The sequence below is a fragment of the Parabacteroides leei genome, assembly GCF_023369805.1.
Taxonomy (GTDB): domain Bacteria; phylum Bacteroidota; class Bacteroidia; order Bacteroidales; family Tannerellaceae; genus Parabacteroides; species Parabacteroides leei.
Genome location: NZ_JAMBQG010000005.1, coordinates 184593 through 199041, shown reverse-complemented (window position 1 = coordinate 199041; position 14449 = coordinate 184593). Strand labels below are relative to the sequence as shown.

Below are 14449 nucleotides of genomic sequence, written 5' to 3'. Positions count from 1 at the left end.
CGATCATTATACTATTCACTGATTTTATTGAATAGAATTATTCTGTCATCTACAGATTATAGGGCACAAAAAAAGCACTACTCATGTAGTGCTTTTTTCTATTCTATCAGTTTTTTGTTATACATTATAATACTCTTCCCAACCTTTACGCGGCGGTTGTCCCACCAGCATTTGATTAGCGAAAGAGTCGTTTACAATTTCTTTTGTATCACGATCGAAAACCAGTTTACGATTCAAATGCTGAGCCAGAACACCCAGGCAGAACACCTGGCTTAACGGACCAGCAATGGAGAACGGCGAACGGGTCTTTTCTTTACCCTGGCAAGCCAACAAGAAGTTTTCGTAATGGTTAGACGGACTTTTTTCATATTCCGGCAGTTTCGGATTCATATCTTTTGCAATCTGATCCGGAATAACAGACAGTGTACTACCATGAGAACCACCCTTAAATGTAAGTGTCTTTGAATAGATTTCCTTACCTGGATTCAGTTTCATCAATTGCAGTTTACCACCGGCAACGGTCGGAATATTCGGATCGACATCAGATGAGCCGAAGTTCTCCGGAACTGCCGGAATATTATCCAAACCATCATACCAGGTAACATCTACAGCCGGCATATTATTCCTTTCGGGGAATTTAAACAGAATGGTAGACGACATCGGATAGAAAAATGGATTATGGTCTTTCAGATATAACGGATTTACTTCGGAAGGCAAGCCCAAATCCAGGAACTCGTGAGCCGTATCCAGAATATGTGCTCCCCAGTCTCCCAGCGCCCCCATACCGAAATCATACCAACAACGCCACTGTCCCATATGATAATCATGATTATAATCATGATGCTGCACTACGCCCAACCAGGTATCCCAATCCAATGTTTCCGGAACCGGTTCACCCATCGGCATATGCTTGATGTTCGGATTCCATCCGTGCCAACGGCGCGGAGAGTTCATATGAGCTGTGATGGCAGTTACATCCTTGATCAATCCGGCCTCTTTCCAGGCTTTGAACTGGAAGTAATTTGCTTCGGAGTGTCCCTGATTACCCATCTGTGTAACGACACCGTATTTCTTTTCGCCTTTCATCATCAACTCCACTTCATGGAAAGTACGGGCCATCGGTTTTTCAACATATACATGTTTGCCATGAGCCATAGCTTCGATGGTTATAGGGAAATGGGCATGGTCTGGAACCCCCACCGTAACAGCATCTATCTTATCTGCCATCTTATCGAACATCTGGCGGAAATCCTGGAAGCGTTGAGCTTTCGGGAACATAGATATAAGTTCTTGCGTATGCTTAGCTCCCATATCCACATCGCAAAGAGCTACCACATTACATAAACCTGTTTTATACAACTCCTTGGCAATCTCACCTCCCCGGTTACCAATGCCAATAAACGCAATATTTACTTTTTCGTTAGGACTAACGAAAGGTACGCCAGGAAAGGCATTAGCCTTTGAAGGTATCCAAAACGACGGGATAGCCGTAGCTGCAGAAAGAGCCAATGCCCGCTTCAGAAACGAGCGGCGTGAAATGTCTTCTGATCTCATGGTATTTTATATTAGATAAATTAAGTCTGTTTGCGCAAACATCAAAAACATCAACTATGCAAAAATAGATATTTTTTGTTGATATGAAAGGGTTTATAGAAGAAAATTCTTAAATTAATCCAATAATATTGTTATCATAGAATAATTTTATCCGCATAGTAAGGCCGATTCTTCTTTTTGTTTTTGCCTGTCGATAATTATGAGCAGGCTTGTTGATAATTGTCGACAGGCTTGCACACAATTGTCCGCAGGTTTGCCGATAATTATCAACAAGCGATTAGTTTGGAAACCGAATCTGTTTACTACATATAGTAAATCAACTCACATCACATAGTAATTACCAGATATTCTGCGTTGTATGGCTATTTAATGCCTCTTCAATCCTCTGCTTATAAGCTTCAGCTCCTGCCGCTATATTTCTGGAAGCATCCCCACTACCCATTCCATAGACAACCAGCGGTGTATTCCAGACCATCCCGGCATGTATCGCACATCCCTGATAAGGACGCAAAAGTTCATCCATTGTAAAACAATTCCGTCCACCACTACGGTAAGCTGCATACTCAGACCCAGTTGTCGTGACGATCTGCAACGGTTTACCGGCTACGGCAGGTGTCTTCGCCAACGAAGTGAAGACTTCATCCAACCACCTTTTTAAAAGAGAGGGAGCAGACATCCAGTGGAAAGGAAACTGGAAAATAACCATAGAGGCATCAGAAATAATAGTGCTCCACACATTTACATCAAAAGATTGATCCCGGTATTCATATAAATCATAGAGCATTACACCATCTATATCTTGTACCGCATCTGCCAATGCCTTGTTTGCCTGTGACTCTTTCAAGTTAGGATGAGCCAAAAGAATCACTACTTTTTTCGAACCGTCATTCATAATATTGTATTTTATAGTGTAAAAGTGCTGATTGATTATTATTTTACAAATATAAACAAATTCATAAATCACTGATAAAAAATTAAGAGTCAGATTTTCGTTTTTGATTAAATAACAATCACTCCCAGATAATTGATTTTTGAAAAGAGAAAGAATTAGAGACGGATCATTGATTTAACATAAATATACACACATACTTTTTCATATACCGTTGATTAAAATTAAATACAAATCAGTGATCCACAAATATATAGTTACTTTTTGATAATTAAAAAAATGATATTGTTCTAGTAGAACTCATTCGTAATTTCTGTTAAGAACAGATTCTAAGTTAACATTCATACTTTTGATCTCCTTGAACAATAAACCAATTACAACTAATTTGTTACAAAATTAACTCTTTTAGCATATGCTCCCCTCTTATTAACGAATTTAAAATTGATTTAGCCTATTTTGGCTATTGCAAACTGCTGTCATTTTGATAGAATTCCATAGTTCTACTAGAACTACAACAACTTTAAATATGCTAAAACAAATATACACACATCTATTTTTCACTTATAAATCAAACGCTTATGTCTAAAAGATTAAAATTTCCGAGCTTGATTTTGCTTGCCGGTGCATTAGTATCTCCTTTTGGAGTCTATGCAGACGTGTTACCCGACAAGCAAAGTGTGAACATTTCCCAACAAAACGGGAAAATAACCGGAATCGTAGAAGATTCAATGGGACCGGTTATTGGAGCTTCAATCGTTATTAAAGGAACCACAAGTGGAATCATGACCGACATTGATGGCAAATTTACGCTAAACGATGTCAAAAGAGGTCAAGTGTTACAAATCTCTTTCGTAGGATACAAAACGAAAGAAATTGCTTACACCGGCCAAACAACGCTAAAAGTATTTCTGGAAGAAGACTCACAGGCATTGGATGAAGTTGTAGTAACCGCCTTGGGTATGTCGCGTGACAAAAAATCATTGGGTTATGCCATGACCGAACTGAAAGGAGATGAAATCGCCAAAGTAAACTCTCCTAACCCGATTAACGGTTTGCAAGGTAAAGTTGCCGGTGTACAGATCAACATGGGTAACTCCGGTCCGCAATCTTCACAACGTATCATCATCCGTGGTAACACTTCCTTGGGAGGTAACAACCAGCCGATTTTCGTTATCGACGGTATTATCATCGACAATGAAGTAACAAAAACAGGGGCAGGACAAGACTGGGGTAATGACCTGAAGAACCTGAATGCCGATGACTTCGAATCGATGTCTGTATTGAAAGGTGCTGCCGCAACCGCTTTGTACGGTTCGCGTGCTTCCAACGGTGTGATCCTGATCACTACCAAAAAAGGTCGTAAAGGTGAAGGTATAGGAGTTTCCGTTTCACATACACAGCAATGGGAAAACATCTATGCGACACCGGATTTACAAAACGAATTCGGTTCCGGTTCTTCCCCCGTATGGGCACTGAATGACGATGGCAGTGAAAACCGCTACACTTCTGCCGGCCGTAGCTTCGGTCCTCGTTTCGACGGCAAACCGTTCTATGTGGATGGCCAGGAAATGATCTATTCCGCCAAAGACAACAACTTGAAAAATCTTTATCAGACCGGACACTACATGAACACCAACGTTGCTTTACAAGGTGGTTCCGAAAAAAGTGCATTCCGTTTCTCCTATTCAAACCTGCAATCAGAGGGGTTGACTTTCAACAACGAATTCAAGCGTAATTCATTCAGTTTAAACGCATCCCACGATATCAGTTCCCGCTTGAAAGCAGAAGGCGGATTTTCCTATATCGAATCGACCGCCCAGAACCCGACAAGGCAGGGAGGTTCAGGCTCTCCGATCTATGACTTCATGTACAGCATCGCCCGCGAATATGATACAGATTACTGGTTGAACAACAAAAACTATATCAGTCCGGCCGGCGACGGTTATAACTCACTGGATCCGTATGGTTATTCCAAAACGATCTACGACTATCTGGAAAACATCTATACACAGGACGAAATGAGTGTACGTGCTTTCCTGAATCTGGATCTTAAACTATTGGATTGGTTGTCATTAAAAGTGAAAGGCGATATTTACAAGCTATATACAACCAACGAATCAAAAGTAATGGCTACAGGTGCCAGCAAATACGACGGTGCGGCATACAAAATCCATGAAAACAAGAAAGACCAGTACAAAATTACCGGTATGTTGACTGCCAACCATTCTTTCGATGATTTCAATATCAGCGGTAGCGTGGCAGTAGAACAGTGGGATACCAAAAGGGGATACCACAAAACCAACTCGGAAAATGGCTTGCGTGTTCCAGGTTTGTTCGATATGACAAACTCCGTTAATAAAGCGACAACCGAAGTCAGATATAATACTGACAGAAAACGCATCAACTCCATCTACGCTTTTGCCAATATGGATTATAAAGGCGTTTATTTCCTGGATATAACAGGACGTAACGACTGGTCGTCTGCATTGATCTACGAAAACGGAACAGGACACACTTCTTACTTCTACCCGTCGGTAGGTGCTTCCTGGTTGTTTGCCGAAGGTTTACGCGATGCGATACCTGAATTTATCTCTTTCGGTAAACTGAGAGCTTCCTATGCTATCGTAGGTAACGACTGTGCTCCTTATCTGACAACCGGTACGGGTTATTATGCATTCGACAACACATTCGACAACCAACTCAACGGTGGTACTTATCCTTATTACAAATTCGACAAAGACGAATTACCGAACTTAAATTTGAAACCGGAGAAACAACACTCCATCGAAATCGGTTTGGATATGCGTTTCTTTAAAAACCGTCTCGGCTTCGACTTTGCATGGTATAAGACCAATACAAAGAACCAGATCCTGGCATTGCCGATCGCATCCGAATCCGGTGTTTCAAAACGTTGGATCAATGCCGGAGACATCCAGAACAAAGGTATCGAATTATTGATTACCGGTACTCCGATCGAAACGAAAGACTGGCGCTGGGATTTGTCTTTCAACCTGACGCGCAACAGAAACAAGATCATTTCTCTGTTTGAAGGCGTTGAAAAATACCAATTAGTAGGAGGTGGTACAGATACACAGGCATGGGCTACCGTTGGCGGTGCTTACGGCGATATCTACACTTCTTATGCCTACACACGCAACGAAAATGGTGAAAAGCTGTTGAACGCAGACGGTTCTTATCCCCGTTCAAATAAAAGTGAGAAAATCGGCTCTTTGCAGCCTAAATTCTTATGGGGAGCCAATACTTCCGTAAGCTGGAAAGGCATTACGTTGAATGCTGTCATCGACGCTCGTTTCGGCGGAGATGTCTTCTCGGCAAGTTATTATTATGGTATGAATTCGGGTAACGTTAAATCTTCATTGGCAGGCCGTGACACACAATACGGCGGTTTACCTCGTACATTGAGTGACGGAAGAGTGGTCAATGACGGTATAATTCCGGAAGGCGTATTTATCCCTGGTACGGAAATCAAAGGGGTAGATGTTTCCGGTAAGAGCTATCAGTATGCCTACGATCAAGGATTGGTCGACCCGTTATCTGCTTACAAATATTATGACAACGTGTACAGTTGGTCCGGAGGTATCCGTGAAGAAGGTATCCACAAATGTTCATGGATCGCATTGCGCGAAGTTTCCGTACACTGGCAATTGCCGAAAAAATGGGTGAACAAAGCCTACATCCAGAATGCAAGTATCGGCTTAATGGCCCGTAACTTAGGATTCCTGTATAACAGTCTGCCGGACAATATCCACCCGGAAGGTTTGAACACATCTTACAGCTCTGAATATATGGAAAGCGGTGGTGCCGTATTCTCACGCAACATTGGTTTCAGTGTTAATGTTTCATTCTAATCACCTTTATATAATCAAGTAAAATGAAAAAAATTAAATATTATATTCTCGGAGCGTTAGCTTCCATGGCTGCATTAAGCTCCTGCGATGCCGACTTCGTTGAAATCAATAAGAATCCAGATACGGTATATGAAGTTGATCCGGAAGTATTCCTCTATCAGATTGAAAATGTAATGTGTAATGCCGGAGAAACATGGTCGGACTCATATGCCTGCCGCTTGAGATGGATGCAGTATTGCGCCGGAATCTGGGGATATAGCACCACGAACTTCACCGAATGCGCCGGTTTTTCCGGATCGTTATACAGCAACTATGTAAATGCCGGCAAATATGCCCGTCATATACCCTATTATGTCAAGACCAATATGCCGGAACAGGAAGCCGCTTACAGCGACTTAACCGAAGTAGCCCGTATCCTCCTGATTACAAAAGGTATCCAAGCATCCGACGTGTACGGTTCTTTGGTGTATACCGATGGCTGGGGAACCCGCAACGGTAACGTGGAAATTCTTGAACCAGCTTTTCAAACTCAGGAAGAGTTGTTCACGATCTGGAACCAGGAATTGAAAGAGGCGGCCAATAAACTGTCGACATCCACCAACCAGGTGACTTTCAAGAATTATGACCTGGCTTATAGCGGCGACATGAACAAATGGGCAAAAGCGGCTAATGCCGTTCGTCTGCGTATCGCTTTGAGATTGTTAAAACAGAAACCTGAAGAGGCAAAAGCCATTGCACAGGAAGTATTATCTTCCGGCAACATTTTCAGCAGCATCGACGATAGCTTTATCCTCTATTTCGATAACTACTGGACAACCCTAGGCGACTGGCACTCTGTCATTGACATGGACCGCGCTTCTTCTGCTTTCATGGCTTACTTACTGAAATATAATGACCCAAGAAAACGCCTGTTTTTCCAAATCAATAATTTGACTCCGGAAAATGTAGCCGCATTCAATGCCAAAGAGACAACAACTCCTGCGCAAATCATCCCGACTCATTTAGGCCGGTGGGCCGGTGGTAGTGTAAGTTACGACAAATGGGCTACCGATTCCTGCCGCACATCCCGTTATCTGGACGATATCGACATGCGTCCGATGAACAGACCTCAAACTCGTTTGTGGAAAGGTGCACAAGACAATGGTAGTGCCGGTGGCTGGATTCCTTTAGTGACATACGCAGACTTCTGTTTCATGGCTTCCGAATTTACGCTGGACGGCGTAGCCAACAGCAAAACAGCTCAGGAATGGTATGAAGAAGGAGTAAAAGCCTCTCTGAGACAATGGAGCAAAATTGCCGACTACTGCAAAATCAACGATTACGAAGCTGTCACAGAAGCAGAAATCGAAGCATTCCTGAAACAGGATGGTATCGCATGGAACAGTTCCATGGCTAAAGAGCAGATCTACTGCCAGACTTGGGTAGAACATTTCAAGAATAACAGTGAATCATGGGCCATGTACAAACGCACCAACTATCCGAGCACTACATCTACATTGGTTACCTGGGAACCGATCAATGTATACGGAGAATTGCAGCAAGTACCGCGCCGTAAAAAGTTCACTATGCCTGCCGACGGTTCTGCCAACTATGCCAATCAGGTAAAACGCCTTGAAGACATGCAGAAAGAATCGAACTTCGGTCGTCTGGACAGCGAGTTCGGTCGTATCTGGTGGGATAAAGAATAAACCCAGAACTAAATATTCAACATAATTATTGATGGTGAAGGGTGACCGGGATGGTCACCCTTCTTTATATGTATTAACTAATAAGCCGCTGGAAATGCTGTAACTTACAGAAAAAATCATTTACTTTGCAGGTTGATAATAATTACATATACTTATGGCACAAGAAGATGTTTTCAAGAAATTAGTTTCACACTGTAAAGAATACGGATTTGTATTTCCATCTTCGGAAATATATGATGGTTTAGGAGCAGTGTATGATTACGGACAGTATGGCGTAGAGCTGAAAAACAATATAAAGAAATACTGGTGGGACAGCATGACCCTACTTCACGAAAATGTAGTAGGTATTGACTCCGCTATTTTTATGCACCCGACTATCTGGAAAGCATCCGGTCATGTGGACGCATTCAACGACCCTTTGATCGACAATAAGGATTCAAAAAAGCGTTACCGCGCAGATGTTCTGATCGAAGATCACCTGGCTAAGATCGACGAAAAGATACAGAAAGAAGTAGATAAGGCAGCTAAAAAATTTGGTGAAGCATTCGATGAAGTTCAATTCCGTGCCACCAACGGCCGTGTATTGGAAAATCAGGCCAAACGCGACGAGATACATACCCGTTTTGCAAAAGCACTGAACGATTCTAACTTCGAAGATCTCCGCCAGATCATCATCGATTGCGAAATAGCCTGTCCGATATCAGGAACACGCAACTGGACGGAAGTACGCCAGTTCAACTTGATGTTCTCTACGGAAATGGGCTCTACAGCCGATGGTGCTTCTAAAATATACCTCCGTCCCGAAACGGCACAGGGAATTTTCGTAAACTTCCTGAATGTACAGAAGACAGGCCGTATGAAAATTCCTTTCGGTATCGCCCAGATCGGTAAAGCATTCCGTAACGAGATCGTTGCCCGTCAGTTCATTTTCCGTATGCGTGAATTCGAACAGATGGAAATGCAGTTCTTTGTTCGTCCGGGTGAAGAAATGGAATGGTTCAATATGTGGAAAAAGACTCGTCTGAGCTGGCACAAGGCTATGGGATTAGGTGAAAAGAAATATCGTTACCACGATCACGAGAAACTGGCACACTATGCTAATGCAGCAACAGATATCGAATTCGAAATGCCATTCGGTTTTAAGGAAGTGGAAGGTATCCATAGCCGTACGGACTTCGACCTGAGCCAGCACGAAAAATTCTCCGGTAAGAAAATGCAATATTTCGATCCGGAACTAAATAAAAGCTATACTCCGTATGTTATCGAGACATCTATCGGTGTTGACCGTGTGTTCCTGAGCGTTATGGCCGGTTCATATTGCGAAGAAACACTTGAAAACGGCGAAACCCGTGTGGTATTAAAATTACCGGCAGCCCTGGCTCCTATCAAACTGGCCGTATTGCCACTGGTAAAGAAAGACGGTCTTCCTGAAAAGGCAGAAGAAATCATCAACATGCTGAAATTCGATTTCCGTTGCCAGTATGATGAAAAAGATTCTATCGGTAAACGTTACCGTCGTCAGGATGCTATTGGAACCCCGTACTGTATTACAGTTGACCATGATACTTTGAAAGATAATTGCGTAACAATCCGCTTCCGCGACACGATGGAACAGGAACGTGTAAGCATCGACAAGTTGCACGACATTATCTCTGAAAAGGTAAGTATGAAGACGTTATTAAAAAAGATAATTGAATAAGTACATGAAGAAGTACCTGCAAATCGCGTTGATGATTTTTTGTATATCGGCTGTTTTTACCTCCTGTAAAGATGACGATAATAATGATGATGCACTTGTCGAGGCATATAAGTTGGAAAATGAACAAGCTTTCCAGGCAAAAGCCAATGATCCGGATTACATACAAGTAAAAATAACTGGTAATGGAGACGGTTTTGTTTACGCTAAAAAGCTAAAAAATGGTGATGGTCCGGCAATCTACTTTAACAGCCGCGTTACTGTTTATTACAGAGGTTGGCTGGCCAACAGTACCTCCGCTGATTATTTCGATAAATGCGAGTTTGAAGATGGGGCACCTGCTAAATTTGCAGTAAGTTCCTATTCGGCAAACTACAATCAATATAACAATCCTAACGGCTATTCTGCACCGATAACAGGCTGGACAATTGCTTTGCAAAACATGGTTGTAGGTGATAAATGGGAAGTATGGATTCCTTATGGATTAGCTTACGGAACAAGCGACCGGAAAGACAATGCCGGAAATGTTACAATTCCTGCATACTCTACTTTAGTTTTTGAAATTGAAGTAATGGAACGGACTGCTGAAGTGGCAGGCACTACTTAATCGTTATTATACAATAAAAAGGAGTTGCGTCAAAAGTCAGCAATAGTTTTTTGACACATCTCCTTTTACATTTCACAATCAAAATCCGATTAACCTTTTAATACGCAACACCTTAAAACCGTCTTTATGAGAAGAATCCACTATCTATACTTGCTAATGTTTTTCTGTCTGCTACAGCTTGATGCAACCAACAGAAAGCCATTCAACTATTACTTTTCGCATATTTCAAGTAAAGACGGCCTATCGGAAAGCCAGGTAAAAGTCATATTGCAGGATAGTTATGGCTTTATGTGGTTTGGAACCAAAAACGGATTGAACCGTTATGACGGCACCTCCATCCAAACCATCAACTGTGATGACTATATTGCCGGCAAAGGAGACCACAACATTTCTGCTCTTTTCGAAGATGAAAATAAAAAACTTTGGGTAGGTACCGATAGAGGTGTTTATATCTACGATCCAATATACGATCTGTTCACTTTCATAGACTTAAAAACAGAAAATGGAGAACAGATGGGGAACTGGGTTGCTAAAATCATCTCCGATCATTCAGGAAACATCTGGGTACTTATTCCCGATCAGGGAGTTTTTCGTTATAAAGACAATAAGTTATACTACTACGCAATTACCAATAAAGATAATATCAAACGGGAAAGTCCCAGTGCAATCTGTGTCAGAGAAAATGGAGAAGTATGGATCGGCACTGTGGGTGTAGGCCTTTTCCGCTATGATCCAAAAACAGACTCATTCGCTCAATATCATACCGACAAGGATAATAACACGCTGATGAATCAATATATCTTCGCCATGTGTGAATATGGTGACTGGATCGCCCTGGCCATTCATGACGGCGAATTAAAGAAATACAACCCAGATACGAATGTCTTGCAAACAGTAAAAGCACCAGGTGTACATTATACCGTATTACGCGATGTCGCTTGCTTCGACCAGAAAAAACTTTGGGTCTGCTCTCACGCCGGCTTGTTCATCATTGACGAGAGTCATGAGAAAGTGACTCATCTGCAGGAAGACCTGATGCACTCGTATAGTTTATCCGACAATATTATTTTCTGTATTCATAAAGACCGGGAAGAAGGCATCTGGCTTGGAACTAAATTCGGAGGTGTCAACTATTTACCGAATCATCAGCTTTTATTTGAAAAATATGTTCCGTCAAGTTCGGAAAGTTCCCTGAACACCCGACGTATCCGAGAAATCGTAGAAGTTCCGGACGGAAAGATCTGGATCGGTACGGAAGATAATGGTATTAATATACTGGATCCGGAAACCGGAGAAGTTAAGCAACTGCAATATCCGGCAGCCGAACGAAAGAACCACCTGATGACCCATTCCATGACCACGCACAACAATCAGCTGTACTGTGGCCTGTTCAAACAGGGCTTTGACATCATCGACTTATCCACACAATCGATAAAGCATTACAGTCCCAAAAGCCTGAACATCGATGAAGAAAGCGTTTACGCTCTTTTAGTCGACAGTAAAGGCCAAACCTGGCTGGGAAACGGCTGGGGATTATACCTGGCAAAGCCCGGTACGCTGGATTTCAAGAAAATCAACGAAGTAGGCCTCGACTGGATCTTTCACATCATGGAAGATAGTAAGGGCCGGATATGGATCGCCTCCATGGGGAGCGGGATATGGAAATTTACTCCGAATGACCATTCTTTTAAAAAGTACAATCATGAACCGAAAGATTCAACCAGCCTGAGCTCAAACTCCGTCAGTTCCTCCATGGAAGACAGTAAAGGACAGATATGGCTCTCTACCGACCGAGGTGGTATCTGCCGATATAACGAAAAGGAGGATAACTTCACCACATTCTCCAAAGAACAAGGCTTACCTGATGATGTAGCTTATAAGATACTGGAAGATAAAAATCATAATTTATGGTTTGGAACGAATAAAGGACTTGTAAAATTCAAACCAGAGACCGGAGATATTCGTATATTTACAACTCAAGATGGACTAATCGGAAACCAATTTAATTACAATTCAGGGCTAAAAGCAAGCGATGGAAAGTTCTATTTCGGAACGATTGACGGATTAATCGCCTTCAACCCTGACGATGACGAACAAAATGACTTTATTCCTCCGATTTATATCACTAAATTCAGCATATATAATAAAGAAATAACTGTTCATACGCCCAATTCACCTCTAAGTAAAAGTATCCTGCATACTAACCGGATTGTATTACCCTACGACCTGTCAAACATCAGCTTTGATGTAGCTATACCTTCTTATTCATCTACTCGCAACAAAGAATGCTTTTACAAAATGGAGCCACTGGACAACAACTGGATAAAAGCGAATAGCAATCAAAATATATCCTACGCCAAACTCCCCCCGGGGGAATTTATATTCCATGTAAAAGGAACACAGGAAGAGTTAGCAAACGCCCAGTCGACAACTTCGCTCCACATCACGATCCTTCCTCCTTGGTGGCTATCTGTCTGGGCCTACATTATCTATACGATACTGATATTGTGCCTAATATATGGATGGTTTCGTTGGTACAAACAACGTAAGGAACGGCAGATGGAAGAAAAGCAAAAGCTTTTCGAAATAGCCAAAGAAAAAGAGCTTTATGAAGTAAAAGTGGAATTTTTTACACAAATCGCCCACGAAATACGTACCCCTTTAACTCTGATCAATAGTCCATTGGAGACAATTCTGGAAATGGATATTCAGGACAGCAAAATCAAACGCAACCTGAATGTAATTGCCCAAAACACGAAACGCTTGCTCGAACTGGCAAGTCAATTACTGGACTTCCGGAAAATCGATGCCAATAAATTTAAAATGGACTTCATTTGGGTAAATGTCGGAACCTTACTCAAAGATACGATCCTACGCTTCGAACCGACTATGGTACAGCAGAAAAAGGAACTGTCTATCACCATCCCCGATAAAGAGGTCATAGCCGCCATCGACCAGGAGGCTGTTACTAAAATATTGAGTAACCTGCTAAACAATGCCCTTAAATATTCAGCTCATAAAATCAAGGTCGAACTACAACAGGCGGAAACCACCTTCAGTATCCGTATCACCAATGATGGAAACCGGATACCAGCCGAACTCAGTCAGCAGATATTTGAACCATTCTATCAGATCAACAAAAAAGAAAAAACATCTACCGGAACCGGTATCGGTCTACCGTTAGCTCGCTCATTGGCTATGCTCCATTCGGGCAATCTCTCATTGGATACGGAAGCAATCGACAATTCATTTATATTGACTCTACCTCTTACTCAGGAAAAAGTCAGACAACAGGAGAGTTCCGCTCTTCAGGAAGAGTTCATTTTCTCCGAAGAGGATACTAATATTCATATTGAAGGCCGGAATTATACCCTTTTGCTTGTAGAAGATAATGATACCATGCGTTCATTTCTTGCTGAAAAATTACAAGAGTTTTTTATTACCGAAACTGCTCCAAACGGAAAAGTAGCCTTGGAGATCCTGAGCGAACATCCTGTCGATATTGTTGTTAGCGATATCATGATGCCTGTCATGAACGGTCTCGAACTATGTAAAGAAATGAAAGCGAACATTGAGCTCTGTCATATTCCGGTCATTTTCCTGACGGCTAAGAATGATCTCGACAGTAAGATCAACGGCCTGCGCCTGGGAGCCGAAGCTTACGTAGAAAAGCCTTTCTCATTCAATTATCTGGCAACACAGATTTCTTCATTGCTGAATAACCGGCAAAAAGAACGTGAGGCTTTTTCTAAACGCCCGTTCTTTCCGGTCAATAATATACAAATGAATAAGGCCGATAAAGAATTCATGGATCGTATTATTGCCATTATCCACGAAAACATCACAGATGAAAACTTCGGTGTTGAGAAACTCGCAGAAAAACTTTCCCTGAGCCGTTCCAGCCTGTTACGCAAAATAAAGGTTTTATCCGGACTGTCACCCAATGATTTTATCCGTCTGATCCGCCTGAAAAAGGCCGCAGAATTAATGCTCGACGGCAAATACAGAATAGGAGAAATCTGCTATCTGGTCGGCATTAACTCCCCTTCTTATTTTAGTAAAATATTTCAGAAACAGTTCGGATGTACTCCTAAAGACTTCGAAAAACAGAATCAGCCGCCGAATCCTTGATTCCAAAGGATTTGG

7 protein-coding genes are annotated in these 14449 nt (G+C 42.0%); 5 read left to right on the top strand and 2 right to left on the bottom strand.

Features of this window, described 5'->3' with window-relative positions:
- Positions 1–117: 117 nt before the first annotated feature.
- The gene (locus M1P97_RS09820) at positions 118–1554 is read right to left on the bottom strand and encodes a Gfo/Idh/MocA family oxidoreductase (RefSeq protein ID WP_195370370.1); all 1437 of its coding nucleotides are present in this window, start codon (positions 1552–1554) and stop codon (positions 118–120) included.
- 337 nt (positions 1555–1891) lie between these two features.
- Positions 1892–2446 carry an NAD(P)H-dependent oxidoreductase gene (locus M1P97_RS09815; protein ID WP_195370371.1) on the bottom strand — a complete coding sequence of 185 codons (555 nt, stop codon included), beginning with the start codon at positions 2444–2446 and terminating at the stop codon, positions 1892–1894.
- 575 nt (positions 2447–3021) lie between these two features.
- Here M1P97_RS09815 and M1P97_RS09810 point away from each other — a divergent pair.
- From M1P97_RS09810 to M1P97_RS09790, 5 genes are all read left to right on the top strand, one after another.
- Positions 3022–6312, top strand: coding sequence for a SusC/RagA family TonB-linked outer membrane protein (locus tag M1P97_RS09810; protein WP_195370372.1), 3291 nt, complete (start codon positions 3022–3024; stop codon positions 6310–6312).
- 23 nt (positions 6313–6335) lie between these two features.
- Entirely contained in the window at positions 6336–8000 is a 1665-nt protein-coding gene (locus tag M1P97_RS09805) for a SusD/RagB family nutrient-binding outer membrane lipoprotein (protein WP_195370373.1), read from the top strand.
- Between the two features lie 154 nt (positions 8001–8154).
- Positions 8155–9699 carry a glycine--tRNA ligase gene (locus tag M1P97_RS09800; protein WP_195370374.1) on the top strand — a complete coding sequence of 515 codons (1545 nt, stop codon included), beginning with the start codon at positions 8155–8157 and terminating at the stop codon, positions 9697–9699.
- Between the two features lie 4 nt (positions 9700–9703).
- Positions 9704–10303 carry an FKBP-type peptidyl-prolyl cis-trans isomerase gene (locus tag M1P97_RS09795; protein WP_195370375.1) on the top strand — a complete coding sequence of 200 codons (600 nt, stop codon included), beginning with the start codon at positions 9704–9706 and terminating at the stop codon, positions 10301–10303.
- 126 nt (positions 10304–10429) lie between these two features.
- The gene (locus M1P97_RS09790; RefSeq protein WP_394803894.1) at positions 10430–14434 is read left to right on the top strand and encodes a hybrid sensor histidine kinase/response regulator transcription factor; all 4005 of its coding nucleotides are present in this window, start codon (positions 10430–10432) and stop codon (positions 14432–14434) included.
- Positions 14435–14449: the final 15 nt, after the last annotated feature.